Below are 16,572 nucleotides of genomic sequence, written 5' to 3'. Positions count from 1 at the left end.
TGACTATAAATAATATAAAGAAAATGCATTAATAAAGGATTAAAAAGCAAAAAACCCCAATCTTACGATTGAGGTTTAAACTGTGGTGCCTCCAGGAATCGAACCAGGGACACAAGGATTTTCAGTCCTTTGCTCTACCAACTGAGCTAAGGCACCATTAGTTTTGCGAGTGCAAATATAATGGCATTTATCAATCCACCAAAATAATTTTTGTAAAATTTCAAATTTGTACATTTGCGAGCAAATAACAATAGGATGAATCTCATTGTAGATGCCGGTAACTCTTTTTTGAAATTAGCTGTTTTTGAGAAGAATACTCTTTTAAAAATTCATAAAACAGATTATGCTGAAGTGATGCTTTTACTTGAAAAAGTTTTAGGAGAAAATAAAATCACCCATAGTATTCTTGCTTCTACAACGCATTTAAATCCTGATGTTTTGGCATTTCTTTCGGCTCACACAAAGTGTTTAATGCTTTCGCATCAAACAAATTTACCTTTTAAAAACGCATATGAAACGCCAGAAACTTTAGGTTTAGATAGATTAGCTTTGGCTTGCTCTGCCGTTAAACAATTTCCAGATCAAAATACCTTAATAGTTGATGCTGGCACTTGCGTAACCTATGACTTTGTTGATAAATATGGAGTTTATCAAGGTGGTGCAATTTCCCCAGGATTGTCAATGCGATTTAAAGCTATGCATAATTTTACAGGTAAATTGCCGTTGATATCTGCAGACGATTATGAGGCGAGTCAAATTGGTCAATCCACTAAAGCGTCAATGCAAATTGGTGTTGTGGAGGGAATGGCAAATGAAATCGACGGATTTATACAATCCTATCAAGTTGATTATGAAGATTTAACAGTTATTTTAACAGGAGGTGACCATCAACTCTTGTCAACTCGTTTAAAAAATAGCATATTTGCGACTTCAAATTTTCTCATTGAAGGTTTGAATTTTATTTTGGAATACAACAAAAATACATGATAAAAAGAATCAGCATAGTAGTTGTTTTGCTTGTGAGCTTTGCAAGTACAGCACAAGAAGGAACATTTTCACCTTACTCTTTTCTAGGGATAGGAAATGAAGGTTTTAGAGGAACAGCTGAAAATAGGTCGATGGCAGGCTTGTCATCAACCTCAGATAGCATTCACCTGAATTTGCAAAACCCAGCCGCTTACGGCGACTTGTCTTACACGGCTTTAACTGCGGGAATGACAATTAATAGTGTTTCATTGGAAACAAATGAAAAATCAGAAAGTTTTTCACATACAACTTTTGATTATTTCGCAGTCGGTATTCCATTTAACAAATTTGGTATTGGTTTTGGTATAAAACCTGTTTCTGCTGTTGGATATGATATCCGTGAAAACACCTCTGATATCAGAAATAAATATGAAGGTGAAGGTGGATTAAACTCTGTTTATTTGAGCGCTGGAGCTGAAATTTTTAAAGATTTTAAATTAGGTTTTACTGCTAATTATAATTTCGGAACGCTTAATTATAACAATTTAATTGCAAGAAAAGGAGTGCAATATGCTTCACGAGAATTGATTGAAACAGATTTAAGAGGCTTTGATTTTGAATTTGGCGCCATTAAAGATTTTCAAGTAGGTAAGAAGAATTACTTGAGACTTGCAGCAACCTTCAGACCTGAAATGGATCTTGATGCAACCGTTGATCGCCGATTGGCCTCTGTTCAAGTTTTTTCAAGTGATCAAATTATTGTGATTGATGAAAATCAAATGCCAATTGAGGATTCTGAATTGACTTTACCTCAAAAGACGAGTTTGAGTTTAGGTTTTGGACAGAAACGTAAATGGTATGTAGGAGCAGATTATGTGATGCAGAAAGCAAATGATTTCTCTGAATTAACTTATAATTTCAGCAATGATGTTATTTACGATGATCGTGAAATCATTAAGTTAGGTGGTTTTTTTATACCGAGATATAATGATCCTGCAAACTTTCTTAAGCGTGTGTCATACAGGGCTGGGATTAGATTTGAGAAAACAGGTTTAAACTATAATGGAAAAGATATTGAGGAGTTTGGCATAAATTTTGGACTCGGAATACCTGCGGGAAGAGTTTTTACCAATGCCAATATTGGTGTTGAATACTTTAAGAGAGGTACAAAGAGTAATAATTTAGTTCAAGAAGATTATATCAGTGTTTTTCTCAGCTTCTCATTTAACGACAAGTGGTTTATAAAATCAAAATTTAATTAAAAATTCATTATGAAATCTAAAGTAATTTTAACATTAACAGGACTATTGTTTAGTTTTTCTTTATTTGCTCAGAATTGTGGTGCAAACTTGAGTTTATTTAGCGAAAGTGCTAAGGTGAAAAACTATGACAATGCATATACGCATTATAAAAAGATTATTGAAGTTTGTCCAAAAGAAAGCTTAGTTACGTATCAGTATGGAGCAAAAATGTTTGAACACTTTATTGAAAATGCTGAAACCGAAGAAGATAAGGTAAAGTATGTAGAAAAGTTTATCGAAAATCAGAATATGCGTTTAGAGCATTTTCCTAACAAAACCAAAAAAGCAAAGGTTCTTTCAGATATCGCTAAAGTGAAGTACAAAAATAAAATCGGTACTTTGGAAGAAAGATTAGAAGCTTTTGAAGCAATTGTTGAAGAAGATGCTGATAACTTTGTTGATCCAGTTGCTTTATATGCATACTTCAGAATTGCAAATACTTTAAATGATAACGGCGAAAGAGATATCCAATTCTTATTTGATAAATATGATGAGGTTATTGGATTGATCGAAACGCAAGAGAACAAAAAAGCAACTCAGGTTCAGCCTTTAATTGAAAAAGAACAAAATCAAGAAGATTTGACTTCTCGTGAAAAGAAAATCATGAAGAATTCTGAAATCTACTTAAGAAACTATAACAAAATTAAGGGAAGTGTCAATTCTTTGCTTGGTAGTAAAGCTGATTGTGAGAACTTAATCCCGATGTACAACAAGGATTTTGAAGCTAAAAAAGGAGATGTTCAATGGCTAAAGAATGCAGCAAGCCGTTTATTTGCTAAGGAATGTACAGATGATCCTATTTTCTTTAAAGTTGTTGAAGCTCAAAACGATTTGAAACCATCAGCTAAAACTGCTTTATATTTAGGGCGTTTAGCGCAGAAAAATGGTAACATGAGTAAAGCACTTGATTACTATAATCAATCTGCTGAGTTGGAAGATAAGCCTGCTGATAAAGCACGTGTTTATTATAATATTGCTGAAACTTATAAAAATAAAGGTAGTTTTTCTTCAGCACGTTCTTATTACAGAAAAGCTTTATCGCAAAAACCTTCAATGGGTGTTGTTTACTTGAGAATTGCAGAAATGTATGCTAAAAGCGCAAACAACTGTGGTAATACAACTTTTGAGAAAAGAGGTGTTTATTGGTTAGCAGCTGACTATGCAAACCGTGCTGGTCGTGTTGATCCTTCTTTAAAGTCAACAGCCTCAGCAACAGCAGAAAGTTATAGAGGTAGAGCACCGCAAAAATCTGATATTTTTCAAGAAGGTATGGCTGGGAAAACAATTTCTTACTCATGTTGGATTGGTGAGAGCGTGAAAGTGCCAAACTTTTAAAACAACAAATGTCTAGACATATTAAATTTATAATAACAAGTATTGTCACGCTTAGTTGGGTGACAATACTTTTTTCATGTCAAGACAATTCAAGAGATGTTAATCAATTTAATAAATTAACAGACGCTCCTCAATCAAAAGCTTATGATATCAATCTCTTTTATACCGATAGTGGAAAGGTCAAGGTTAATTTAAGAAGCCCTGAGGTTTTAGATTACACACATCAAGATTTTCCTTACCGAGAATTTCCGAATACTGTTGATGTAGATTTTTTTAGTGAAGATTCAGCAAAATCGAGTATTTTTGCAAAATATGCGATTCTTTATGAAGAAACAGGTTTGATTGATATGCAAGACAGCGTTTCAATTACAACTGATGACGGCGTTGTCTTAACCGCCGAACAGCTTTACTGGGATCAAGATGAATCTTGGATTTATACAGACCAGCATTATAAATTAAAGTTATCAAACGGAACTGTGAATAACGGAGACGGTTTTGATGCCAACCAAGAATTTACTATATTTAATTCTCGAGCAAATATCGGGAAGCAAACCATTGACAATTTAGATCAATAATATGAAGTTTTTCAAATACTTTGAGTACGCTTACATTGCTTTTGCAGTGTTTTTTATTTATGAAGCAATCGTGACTTGGGAAATATCTCAAAGTCGCAGCTACCTTTATATTTTTATGGCTTCCATTGCTGTTTTTATGTTTTTCTTTAAGCGTAAATTTAGAAAAAAATATCAAGATAAGTCACCCAAGAAATGAGTACAGCGGTAATCGTCATTATTCTATCATTACTGCTCTCCGCTTTTTTTTCTGGGATGGAAATCGCTTTTGTCTCTTCCAACAAGGTTCACATTGAATTAGAGAAATATCAGCAAGATCTCACAAGTAAAGTTCTGAAAATCATAACAGGTAAACCTTCAAAGTTTATTGCTGCTATGCTTATCGGGAACAATATTGCATTGGTTGTCTATGGTCTTTTTATGGGCGATCTTATAATGAATTGGTTTCAGTCACTTCTGCCAATTCAAAATCAGTTTTTACATTATTTATTGGTTGAGGCTTCTTTGTTTTCGCAAACACTGATCTCAACATTGCTTATTTTGCTAACCGCAGAATTTTTACCTAAAGTTTTTTTCCAAATTTACTCTAACTTAATGCTGCGTATTTTTGCAATTCCAGCATTTATTTTTTACTTCATCTTTTACCCTATCTCTGAGTTTATTATTTGGATCTCTGATATTGTTTTAAAGGTTTTCTTTAAAGTTCAGGGCGATCAAGTTCAGTTAACTTTCAGCAAAGTTGAATTAGGTAACTACATTGACGAGCAAATGGAAGCTGTTGATGAAAAGGAAGAACTCGATTCTGAAATACAACTTTTTCAAAATGCACTTCAATTTTCTGATGTTAAATCACGCGAAGTGATGGTGCCAAGAAACGAGATTAAAGCTGTCGATATTGATGCTTCTAAAGATGAATTAACCTCTATTTTTACAGAAAGCGGTTTGTCAAAACTCTTGGTTTATCGCGCAACTAATGATGATATTCTTGGTTACATTCATTCGTTTGAACTTTTTAAAAAGCCAAATAAAATAAGTGACATTATTCGGGAAGTTGTTTTTATTCCTGAAACAATGCTGGTTAAAGATGTGATGAATTTGATGACAATTAAACATACGAGTATTGCGGTTGTTGTTGATGAGTATGGTGGGACAAGCGGTATGCTGACTGTTGAAGATATTGTTGAAGAACTATTCGGCGATATTGAAGATGAGCATGATTCAGATGACTTGATCGAGCAAAAAATTAATGATAATTATTATCGTTTTTCGGCAAGGCATGAAGTCGATGACCTGAATGAAACTTATAAATTTGATTTACCCGAATCTGACAATTATGAAACTTTAGGTGGTATGATTGTGCATTACGCTGAAGAAATTCCTGATATCGGTAGTGTTATCCGCATCGCTAATTTTGAAATTAAAATATTGGAAGCTTCAAGTAAAAAGATTGAAATGGTTGCTCTCAAAGTCTTACAGCCAGATTAAGTTCAGCCTATTTGGGTTTCTTAATAAAAAATTAAAATCTCCCTTAATTTTCAAAGCATTAAGTTTTATTTATTGCCGAATTGTCTTATTTTCGCCACCTACTATTTTTAAAATACATATTCAATGGCGATTTTAAGTAAAATCAGACAACGCACTGTCTTCCTGATAGTCATCATAGCACTAGCATTATTTTCTTTTGTTTTGGCGGATGTCATCAGACAAGGTGGTTTCACTTCTACGAAATCTATGAACACCATTGGTGTTGTTGGAGATCGCGAAATTAGCAGAGAAGAATTTGCTCAGATGGTTGAAAACAGAGTTCAGCAGAGTCAAGGTCAAGTTTCTACTATACAGGCTGTTAACCAGATTTGGGATTCAGAAGTTTTTAATTTATTATTAGATCAAGAATTAGATAAATTAGGTCTTGAAGTTGGTTCTGATCAAATTACAAATACGATGGAACAGCAATTAGCCGGAAATCCGACGTTTTCAAACGAAGCTGGCTTCTTTGATCCTCAAAAAGTAAAACAATACGTTGCAGAAATTAAAGTTTCATCACCAAATGAAATGTATCCGCAGTGGTTAAACTTTGAAAAAAGTATTGAAACCATCGCAAAAGCTGAATTATATTACGACATGATCAGAGCAGGAATTGGCGCAACAAAGCTAGAAGCTGAGCAAGCGTTCAAAAAACAAAATGCAAGTTTAGATTTAGCTTTTGTTAGAGTTCCTTTTGATAAAGCTGCAGACGTTGAAGTTAGCAAAGCAGATATCAAAGATTATATCAACAAAAATAAAAGTGCTTTTAAACAAGAAGCTGAAAGAGATATTAGATACGTTTTCTTTAAAGAAGAATCCTCTGCTGAAGATATCAAAGGTGTAGAAGCTGACTTGAAGAAACTTTTAGATGATCAAGAAGTTTATAATTCTGTTACCAAAGAAAACGAAATTCAGAAAGGTTTAAAAACAACTGATAATATAGAAGAATTTGTCAACTTGAACTCAGATGTTCCTTTCGCTGACAGATATTTCTTTGAATACCAATTACCAGAAGAAATTAGATCTGATGTTACAAAGTTGGAAAAAGGTGAAGTTTTCGGACCTCACGTTGATGCATCAACAATGAGCTTAATCAAAATGATCGACAAAAAACAGATGGTTGACTCGGTTAGCGTTAAGCACATCTTGGTCACTTATGAAGGAACTAATGTTGATCCAAACGCAACAAGAACTCAAGAAGAAGCAAAAGCTTTAGCGGATAGCATCACAAATGTTATTAGTAAAGATGCTGATAAGTTTGCTGAATTAGCAACGTCATTTTCAGCTGACAAACAATCTGCTGAAAACGGTGGAGACTTAGAGTGGGTGACTTACGGAAGTTTAGTTGAAGACTTTAATGATTATGTTTTCTCTAAAGATGCTGGACATAAAGGTGTTGTAGAAACTGATTTTGGTTACCACGTTGTTCATGTCACTGACAATAAAGATGAAAAGCAAGCTTACAAAATTGCACGTATCGTGAAATCTGTTGAAGCTTCTGATAAAACTCTAAATACTTTATATCGTAATGCGAGTAATTTTGAATTAGCTGCTAAAGAATCTTCAGTTGAAGAAGCTGCTAAAGAAGTTAATCTTGATGTTGTTCCTGTTAATAAAATGAACAGATTAGATGAAACAATTTCTCAATTAGGCAAGCAAAGAAATATCGTTAAGTGGGCTTTTGAAGAAACAACAAAAGTTGGTGATATCAATAGATTTGATATTTCTGGTGGATATGTTATTGCTGAGTTGGTTAAGAAAACTCCAGAAGGTGTTAAAACAGCTGAAGAAGCTTCAGAAAAAGTGACATCAATCATTAAGGCAAATAAACAAGCAAAGGAAATTATGTCCCAAATCGACTCAAATGATTTAGATGCAGTGGCATCTCAATTTGGAGTTAGTGTTCAGGATGCTGCCGCAGTAAACATGGGAAGTCCTGTTTTAGCTGGTGCTGGTCGTGAACCAAAAGTTGTTGGTGCAGCTTTTGCTTTAGAGACAAATGGAGTTAGCCAAGCCATTCAAGGAGAAAAAGGTGTTTATTTAGTGAAACTTTTAGCGAAGCAAGATGCGCCAGAATTACCTTCTTATGTATCACAAGCTAATCAAGAAACTCAAAAAAGAGTTCAGTCTTTCAATCAAAAATTACAAAGATTATCTGGAGAGAATAATATCAATCCAGTTTATAAAGCTTTAAAAGAAACTTCAGAAATCGAGGATAATAGATCTAATTTCTATTAAGATTCATCTGAGTTGAAAATATAAAATGCCTTAAGACTTCAAGTTTTAAGGCATTTTTTTATAAAATCATTTCTCTGTAAGAGAGAATTGTATGATAAGCTTTGTTTTTGAAATATGAGAGTTGGCCTTTGTTTTTAGCTGTCACCAGCACAAAATCACCACCCCAAGCACCAAGACTTTTAACGATGCCATGTTTGTAATCGGGAAACAATTTATCCTGAACCTTTTGCTGACCCAATAACTTCTCCAAAATCCCTTCATGCTGTTTCATAAGTTCTTCAAAATGTTCTAAATTTTCAACATTGATAACTTCTTCAGAAATTTGAGAAATTTCATTGAGACTTTTATCTTTTTGTGCTTGACTTATGCTTCTATAGTGTTCTATTGCGTCTCGGCTATTCTGTTTCTGATTGAGATAAATAAAATAGATGTGATCTTTTAGAAACTCTGGGAATTGAATTGTTTTGACTTGAGGATCAAAATCATTCCTGGTATAAAACAAGGCTGTTTTGCTTTGTGCAGCAGCAATGTCATAACCACTACCGCCAAAAGTGTTTTCAAGTAACTTGTAAGGGTTTATTTTAGACCATTTCGCAAGATTATTGATGAGAGTTGAGGAAGAACCTAACCCCCAATTTTGAGGAAATTCTAAATGAGTTTTAAAGTTATATTCGTTTATAAATAATTCAGAATTTTCACTTCTTATAAATTTAAATATTTGACTTAAACGTTCTTCAAAATCGTTTTTAGGCTGATATGAAGTTTGACAAATTTGATTTATTGTAAATTCAAATTTATACCACAAACTTCCATCACTCAAGTAGCTTTCCCAAGTTGAGAATTGAGAGTCTGTTTCCTTAACATTTAAATGCTGTCCGAATTTCGTCGGCAATGCCAGTGCTTTAGCTTGGTCTAAAACTAAATATTCGCCAGTGATCAACAATTTCCCATGACTGTAAAAGTCTGATTTTTGCATTACGCTCTTAATTTTTCAATATACGCAATCACCTCAGAATGTGTCGCTGTGTGTGTTTTAAAATAATCAACAGCTTTTAATCTTTCACCTTCTGTAGCCTTGAGTTGATTGAGAATATTCATCAAGTGCATCTTCATGTGACCTTTCTGAATTCCTGTTGTCACTAATGAGTTAACGGCAGCAAAGTTTTGAGCCAAACCAGCCACAGCAATAATCTTCATAAGTTCTTCTGCATTAGGTTTGCCCAACATTTCCATCGCAATTTTGACTAAAGGATGTAAGCTTGTCAAACCGCCAATTGTCCCAACTGCAAGAGGAACTTCAATCCAGAATCTGAACTTTTGATCTTTCAAGCTGATTTTTGTCAAACTTTTATATTGTCCATCTTTAGCAGCATAAGCATGAATGCCAGCCTCAACAGCTCTAAAATCGTTACCCGTTGCTAATACAACAGCATCTATGCCGTTCATGATACCTTTGTTGTGTGTGACAGCTCTATAAGGTTCTATAGTCGCAATATCGATGGCTTGCTTAAATTTTCTAACAAACTTCTCAGCTTCCTCTTTGGTTTTTCCTAATTGGTTAATATCACAAGAAACTTCAGCTCGGACTAAACATTCAGGAACATAATTTGATAAAATACACATGATCACCTCGGGTGAATTTTCCTTAAAAGCATCATGTTTTTCTGCTTCGCGTTCAAAGGTTTGTCCAAATTGCTCTAAGCAAGAATTGATGAAATTAGCACCCATCGCATCTTTAGTATTAAAGGTGCAGTGCAGTTGAAAGTAATGATCGAGTTGATCAGTTTTATCAACAAGTTCAATATCTAGAATGCCGCCACCTCTTTTCTCCATGTTTTTAGTGATGGGTTTTGCATCAATTATTAGCTGAGATTTAATTTGATTAAAAAAATCTTTTAATTTTTGAGCATCACCTTTGTAATTTAAATGAACATGGCCAACCTTTTTTGTGCCTAAAACTTCAGCCTTGAAACCGCCTTTATCATTCCAAAATTTAGCAGCTTTACTTGCTGCCGCAATGACCGAGCTTTCTTCAATAGCCATTGGAATTGCATAAGTTTCATGATTGATAGTGAAATTTGGAGCAACACCAAAAGGCAAGTAGTAGTTTGAAATTGTATTCTCAGTAAACTCATCATGTAGTTTCTGCAATTTAGAATCAGAATTCCAATAATTTGCTAGAACTTGTTTAGCGTTTTTGTTTGATGAGAGATAATGATCGCAAATCCAATCAATTTTTGATTCTTTGCTGAGTTTTGAGAAACCTGAGATTATTGGCATAAGGCTGTTTCTTGTCAATTTTCAAACAAATATACAACAGTATTTACAAGTGACTCTGCGTGATTTTCGTCTTTTCTAATTCAATTTTTTGAGATTTAGCTCTCGACCAAATTTTTTTTAGCATTTTAAGACCTTCAGTAAGCAGTTTTATGACTAAAAACAAGTGGTTTTTAATGTTTTTTTAGTAAAATTGAAGATTCAAATTTAGGCTTATGTTTTTCAGGACTTTTTCATTCCTTTTATTTCTAGCATTTTCATTTCAAATTTCGGCTCAAAACAAACAAATTTCTTTAGAGGAAATTTGGTCTGGGACATTCAGACAAGAGGGATTGCAAGCTTTGCAGTCGCTAAACGATGGGCAGTCATACATCATTCAAGATTATGACCGAGAAAAATCGGAAATGCGTGTTGATATTTATAGTTATAAATCGGGTCAGCGAACTAGCACTTTAATAAACAGTGCTGATATTCCAGAATTAAAATATTTTCAAACTTTCAAATTAAGCGAAGATGAATCTAAAGCGATTTTGGGAGTTGACATTCAACCGATTTTTAGAAGATCAACGAGAGGAATTTATTTCGTGTATGATATCAAAACAAAAAAAATAACCCGTATTGATGAAGAGATGATTCAGGAACCAACTTTTTCTCCAAATAATGAGAAGGTTGCTTATGTGAAAAACAATAACATCTTTATTAAAGATATTTCTTCAACCCAAAAAACGCAAGTCACAACTGATGGTGTTGATAATAAAATCATCAACGGATTGACGGACTGGGTTTATGAAGAAGAGTTTGCTTTTGTTCGTGCTTTTGAATGGAGTTTAGACGGCAATAAAATTGCTTTTTTAAGGTTTGATGAAACTGATGTTCCGGAGTTTTCGATGGATATGTATGGTCGATACGGACAAGATTTGTACCCGAGTCAAGATGCTTTTAAATATCCAAAAGCTGGAGAAAATAATGCAGATGTAACTTTACATATTTATGATGTTGATTCTCAAAAAACGAATCAAGTTAATTTAGAAGCCTACGAATATTTGCCAAGATTGAAGTGGACAAAAGATGAAAATGTTTTTAGCGTGCAAGCAACTAACAGGCATCAAAATGAATTGAAACTTTATTTTGTGGATACAAAAACAAGCAAAGCAAAATTGATTCATACAGAAAAAGATAACGCCTATGTTGATGTCACAGATGACTTAACTTTTTTAGAGGATAACAGCTTTATCTGGACGAGTGAAAAAGATGGGTGGAAACACATTTATCACTATAACAAGAAAGGAAAACTGATCGATCAAGTGACAAATGGTAAATGGGAAGTGACTTCTTACTATGGTTATGATCGTCAAAACAAGCGTATTCTTTATCAGAGTACTGAAACAGGAAGTGTTAATCGCGGAATTTATTCAATCAAGCTCAACGGAGAATCAAAAAGAGATTTAAGCACAAAAGAAGGGACGAATTCAGCATCTTTTTCTGCAGATTTCACTTATTATGTGAATACATTTAATAGCGTTAAAACACCAAATCTTTACACTTTAAATTTAGCTAAAAACGGAAAAGTTGTTAGAGAAATTAAGAACAATGATGTTTTAGAAAATAAATTAAAAGAGTATCAAATATCGCCTAAAGAATTATCAACAATTAAAGTGAATGGAAATGATTTGAATATGTGGATGATTAAGCCTTTGGATTTTGATGCTTCTAAGAAGTATCCAGTGTTGATGTATCAATATTCAGGGCCAGGTTCACAATCTGTTTCTAATAGCTTTATGGGTTCAAACGATTATTGGTATCAAATGTTGGCAAGCAAAGGATACATTATAGTTACTGTTGATGGTCGTGGAACAGGATTTAAAGGTCGAGATTTTAAAAAAGTGACTCAAAAGGAACTTGGTAAGTTTGAGCTTCAAGATCAAATTGATACTGCAAAACTTTTAGGTCAGCGTGATTATATTGATGAGAATAGGATTGGTATTTGGGGATGGAGCTACGGCGGATTCATGTCTTCTAATGCAATTTTTCAGGCAGGTGATGTTTTTAGTTTCGCAATTGCAGTTGCACCAGTGACAAGTTGGAGATTCTATGACTCGATATACACAGAGCGCTATATGACAACCCCACAAGAAAATGCGAGTGGTTATGATGACAATTCACCTATTACGCATGTAAAAAACTTTAATGACGATAATAGTTATTTACTGATTCACGGAAGTGCAGATGATAATGTACATGTACAAAACACAATGCAATTAATCGAAGCTTTAGTACAAGAGAATAAACAATTTGATTGGCGTATTTATCCTGATAAAAACCACGGAATTTATGGAGGAAACACACGCTTACATTTGTACAACTTAATGACAGATTTTATTACAGAAAATTTATAAAATAAATAACCAGAACTAAGATATATGGCAACAACAGTAGAGAGAAAGAGAACAGAATTATTTGGACATCCAGTCGGATTGTTTATTCTATTTTTTACAGAAATGTGGGAACGTTTTTCATATTACGGAATGCGTGGCATCCTCACATTATATATTGCTGCATCAGCAACAGCTGCAGATCCTGGTTTAGGCTGGAGTAGTAAAGATGCGATTTGGCTTTACGGTTGGTACACAATGTTAGTTTACGTAGCTTCTATTCCTGGAGGTTGGATTGCAGATAAGTTACTTGGCCAGAAAAAAACTGTGATGTGGGGCGGAATTACCCTTTGTTTAGGTCACGGAATACTTGCAATTCCTCAAGATTGGGCTTTCTTTACAGGTCTAACATTGATTATCATTGGTGTTGGAGGTTTAAAGCCAAACATTTCTACAATGGTTGGTGGTCTATACAAGGAAGGAGATATCAGAAGAGATAGCGGATTCACTATTTTTTATATTGGTATTAATATTGGTGCCTTTTTAGCAAGTATTTCAGTTGGTTTTGTTGCCTATTATTACGGATGGCATTATGGATTTGGCTTAGCAGGAATCGGAATGTTACTCGGACAAGTTGTTTATATCTGGGGACAGAAATTTCTTAAAGGTGTTGGAGAATTTAGTGGTGGAGATAATGTTACTCCAGAAGAAAAAGCAGCAGCTAAAAGACCTTTAACAAAAGTTGAAAAAGATAGAGTTATAGTTCTTTTAATTTCATTTTTAATGGTTGTCGTTTTCTGGGGAGCTTTTGAGCAAGCTGGTGGATTGATGAACCTTTACACAGATGCAAAAATTGACAGAAATATTGGTTTAAGCTGGTTAGAAGAAATCCCTGCAGCTGTATTCCAATCTCTAAATGCGGCATATATTATCATTTTCGGAACTCTTGTTGGAGGTTTCTGGGTGTGGTGGAAGAAAAAAGGAAGAGAATCTTCGTCTTTATTCAAGATGTCAGTTGGTACCATTATCATGGGACTTGGTTATGTTTTCATGATGTTTGCTTCAAAAGAGGCTAGCTCTGAAACTTTTGGAAAAGCAGCAATGATCTGGATTTTCCTAGCTTATTTATTTCATACGCTTGGTGAGTTATCAACATCGCCTGTCGCACTTTCTTTTATTACCAAATTAGCGCCATTGAAATATGCTTCTATTATGATGGGGGTTTTCTTCGCAGCAACTGGTTTTGGTAATAAACTTGCAGGTAGCATTGGAGAATCAGCACAACTTGATCCTTATAAAGGAACAATGCTTTTTAATAAAGAGCAAGTCATACCTTTTATGGAAAAAGACACCATGAAGGTGAAAAACGAAAAGAATAAAGTTATTCAAGTTTACGATTATCCAATTAATGAAGATAAAAACTTCATTGTAAAAAGTGATGTTTACCTAGAAAACGGTGAAGTTCAGTACACAGAATATGAAGGAACAAGAGACCTTAATCCTATTTTTGAATTAAGTGGAAAAAGAAAAGCTGAGTTAAAAGAAACTCTATCTTCAAATGAAGTGACTAAGGAAGACCCTTATCACGCACGTTTGATTTTTGAAAAAGATCCTGATGCTGCTCAGCAGACAGAGAATAAGGGAGATGGTAAAGATTATGGCGTGAGCTTCGTTTTAGAAGAAGAACAAAACGAACAGGAATATCAAACTTTCCTTTGGTTAACAATTTTTACAGTGAGTTTCGGTTTCCTACTTATTCTTTTCCTAAAAAGACTTAAGAAATTGACGCATGGTGCGGAAGATAAAGAGGTAGAAGGATTAGAAGCTGAAGGTTTTGAAATCGCAGATACAGAAATTAAGGATTAATACGAATATATAGACTATGGCAACAGCAAGTTCGACTCAGCATGATGAGTTTTTTAAAAGTAAAGTATTAGGTCACCCAGCTGGACTTTTTGTTTTATTTTTCACAGAAATGTGGGAGCGCTTCTCTTTTTACGGAATGCGCGTATTGTTAGTTAATTTCTTAACAATGGCAGCCATTGGGAGTAATCCTGGTTGGGAATGGTCAGCTTCAAATGCAGGAGCACTTTTTGGTACTTATGCTGGTTTGCTTTATTTAACGCCGATATTGGGTGGTGTTATCGCTGATAAATTAACGGGTTATCGTTGGGCAGTTTTAATAGGTTGTGTCATCATGACTTTGGGTCATGCATCAATGGCTATTGAAACTGAATTATCTCTCTACATGGGCTTAGGCTTACTTGTTTTAGGAACAGGTTTCTTTAAGCCAAATATCACGTCCATTATTTCTGAAATGTATGTTTACTTACCAGAGAAAAAAGACGGTGCTTACACCATTTTTTATATGGGAGTTAATGCAGGATCTTTTTTCGGAATGATGCTTTGTGGTTATTTAGCAGAGCGCGTTGGTTGGTCTTGGGGCTTTGGTTTAGCAGGTGTTTTCATGTTATTCGGAACTGTTCAGTTTCTGTTAGCGAAACCATTATTTGGTAAAATTGGTGCTCCACCTAAAAGACAGACAAAGGAAGAAAAAGCGAACGAGGTTAAAGATTACAAAGAGAATAAATTTACTTCGTTAGATAAAATTTTAATCGTTGTGACTTCAGCGATTGGTTTATTGTATTTGATTAATGATCCAACTTCAAAAATTGGAAACATTAACTTACTACCTGAAGAATTTCTAGTTTCAAAAGATATTTTATCAGGACCTTTAGTGGTTACGCTTATAGGTGTTGCTTTATTTTTATTCTTGGTCATAGGAAGAATTGTTCGTTATGAGAAAGTTGTGAGAGATCGTATGATCGCAGTTATTATTTTTGCATTCTTCACGGTTTTATTCTTTATTCCTTTTGAACAGGCAGCAACTTCAATGGTTATTTTCGCAAGAGATTATACCGATCGTGTACTCACAGGTAACTCAGCGATTATATTTAACGTGGTTAACACTTTACTGACTGTGATTCCATTAATGATTATTACTTGGGTTTTATACCTTTTAAATAAAAAATCATTTGCTAGAATACCAGGAAGTAACATTGTTTTAGCTATATGTTTTACTGTTGTTTGGGGTATTGTTATTTGGATGCTTGCTCAAGATTTCTCTACAAAAGCTTATGAAGTACAATATGAAGCTGTAGCTATTGAAGAAACTGTTGATGGAGAAACTAAAACAATTTATGAAGCCATCTCGGCGTCAAGACCTCTTGAAGCAGGCGAAACTGCAGTCACTAGATCATTTGATTTGACTTCAAGTGATGAGCTAAACGTTGGTCAAAATGTTGCTGCTCATCTAGAACTTGGCAAGTATCAATATCTTGATGAAGTTAAGAAAGAAGATTTAGCCTTAGATTATCAAGAAGAAGGTTTACAGTCACAAATTGTTGAAGGAACTGTAACCGAAGTGAAAGATAACGAGGTTGAGATAACTGTTTCTTGGTTCAGTATTCTAAATTCATTTTTCATCATTGCATTTGCGTCATTCTTTTCTAAATGGTGGGAAAGTAAATACAATCCATCAGCCGCATTTAAATATGGTTTAGGCTTAATTGTCATGGGTATTGGCTTCGCAGTCCTAGCTTTTGGATCAAGCATAATTCCACAAGGAGCTGAAGCAGGTGTAGTTCGTGTTAGTATGATTTGGTTAATTTTAGCTTATTTGTTCCATACATTGGGTGAACTCTGTTTATCTCCGGTTGGACTCTCTTATGTGAGTAAATTAGTGCCAGCACGTATGATTGCCTTGATGTTCGGGATGTGGTACTTGGCTATTGCTATTGGTAACAAAGTAGCGGCTTCAATGGGAGGAATGGTCGATCAGATACAGGATGAATATAGCATGTCAACTTTCTTTTTGATTTTTGCTGCAATTCCTATTGTCGCTGGTTTACTAGTTTCAGCTTTACATCCACTATTGAAGAAATTGATGCATGGCGTCAAATAAATTATAAATAATCAAAATTTAAA

11 protein-coding genes and 1 tRNA gene are annotated in these 16,572 nt (G+C 34.3%); 9 read left to right on the top strand and 3 right to left on the bottom strand.

Features of this window, described 5'->3' with window-relative positions; genetic code table 11:
- Positions 1-83 precede the first annotated feature (83 nt).
- Positions 84-156, bottom strand: a tRNA-Phe gene (locus BLV84_RS02040).
- A gap of 99 nt (positions 157-255) precedes the next feature.
- Between BLV84_RS02040 and BLV84_RS02035 the strand changes: the two genes are divergently transcribed.
- The 6 genes from BLV84_RS02035 to BLV84_RS02005 all read left to right on the top strand — a co-directional run bounded on the left by BLV84_RS02035 (position 256) and on the right by BLV84_RS02005 (position 7,936).
- Positions 256-987, top strand: a complete 732-nt coding sequence (locus BLV84_RS02035; RefSeq protein ID WP_093238729.1) for a type III pantothenate kinase — start codon at positions 256-258, stop codon at positions 985-987.
- Complete coding sequence (locus BLV84_RS02030; RefSeq protein ID WP_093238727.1) at positions 984-2,228, top strand: BamG family beta-barrel-assembly machinery protein; 1,245 nt, start codon at positions 984-986, stop codon at positions 2,226-2,228. Before BLV84_RS02035 ends, BLV84_RS02030 begins: the two co-directional genes overlap by 4 nt.
- Before the next feature lie 9 nt (positions 2,229-2,237).
- Entirely contained in the window at positions 2,238-3,602 is a 1,365-nt protein-coding gene (locus BLV84_RS02025) for a tetratricopeptide repeat protein (protein WP_093238724.1), read from the top strand.
- An 8-nt stretch (positions 3,603-3,610) separates the two neighbouring features.
- The gene (gene lptC, locus BLV84_RS02020; protein ID WP_093238721.1) at positions 3,611-4,177 is read left to right on the top strand and encodes an LPS export ABC transporter periplasmic protein LptC; all 567 of its coding nucleotides are present in this window, start codon (positions 3,611-3,613) and stop codon (positions 4,175-4,177) included.
- A gap of 192 nt (positions 4,178-4,369) precedes the next feature.
- Positions 4,370-5,659: a hemolysin family protein gene (locus BLV84_RS02010; RefSeq protein ID WP_093238716.1), complete on the top strand. Its 1,290-nt coding sequence runs from the start codon at positions 4,370-4,372 to the stop codon at positions 5,657-5,659.
- A 123-nt stretch (positions 5,660-5,782) separates the two neighbouring features.
- Positions 5,783-7,936 carry a peptidylprolyl isomerase gene (locus tag BLV84_RS02005; RefSeq protein ID WP_093238712.1) on the top strand — a complete coding sequence of 718 codons (2,154 nt, stop codon included), beginning with the start codon at positions 5,783-5,785 and terminating at the stop codon, positions 7,934-7,936.
- 58 nt (positions 7,937-7,994) lie between these two features.
- On the opposite strand, the gene BLV84_RS02000 is transcribed toward BLV84_RS02005, so the two are convergent.
- Positions 7,995-8,912, bottom strand: coding sequence for a GYDIA family GHMP kinase (locus tag BLV84_RS02000; RefSeq protein ID WP_093238708.1), 918 nt, complete (start codon positions 8,910-8,912; stop codon positions 7,995-7,997).
- A complete protein-coding gene (locus BLV84_RS01995; protein WP_093238705.1) occupies positions 8,912-10,216 on the bottom strand; it encodes a hydroxymethylglutaryl-CoA reductase, degradative in 1,305 nt (434 codons plus the stop codon). The genes BLV84_RS02000 and BLV84_RS01995 overlap by 1 nt, the downstream gene beginning before the upstream one ends.
- 212 nt (positions 10,217-10,428) lie before the next feature.
- On the opposite strand from BLV84_RS01995, the gene BLV84_RS01990 reads away from it, so the two are divergent.
- The 3 genes from BLV84_RS01990 to BLV84_RS01980 are packed head-to-tail and all read left to right on the top strand — an operon-like array spanning position 10,429 to position 16,549.
- Positions 10,429-12,609 (top strand): S9 family peptidase, encoded by a 2,181-nt coding sequence (locus tag BLV84_RS01990; protein ID WP_093238702.1) that lies wholly within the window; start codon positions 10,429-10,431, stop codon positions 12,607-12,609.
- A gap of 24 nt (positions 12,610-12,633) precedes the next feature.
- Entirely contained in the window at positions 12,634-14,451 is a 1,818-nt protein-coding gene (locus tag BLV84_RS01985) for a peptide MFS transporter (protein ID WP_093238699.1), read from the top strand.
- A gap of 16 nt (positions 14,452-14,467) precedes the next feature.
- Positions 14,468-16,549 carry a peptide MFS transporter gene (locus BLV84_RS01980; RefSeq protein WP_093238696.1) on the top strand — a complete coding sequence of 694 codons (2,082 nt, stop codon included), beginning with the start codon at positions 14,468-14,470 and terminating at the stop codon, positions 16,547-16,549.
- The last annotated feature ends 23 nt before the right edge of the window (positions 16,550-16,572 follow it).

The sequence above is a fragment of the Psychroflexus halocasei genome (assembly GCF_900107595.1).
Lineage (GTDB): Bacteria > Bacteroidota > Bacteroidia > Flavobacteriales > Flavobacteriaceae > Psychroflexus > Psychroflexus halocasei.
The sequence above is the reverse complement of the archived record's forward strand: the minus strand, read 5'-3'. Positions and strand labels throughout refer to the sequence as shown.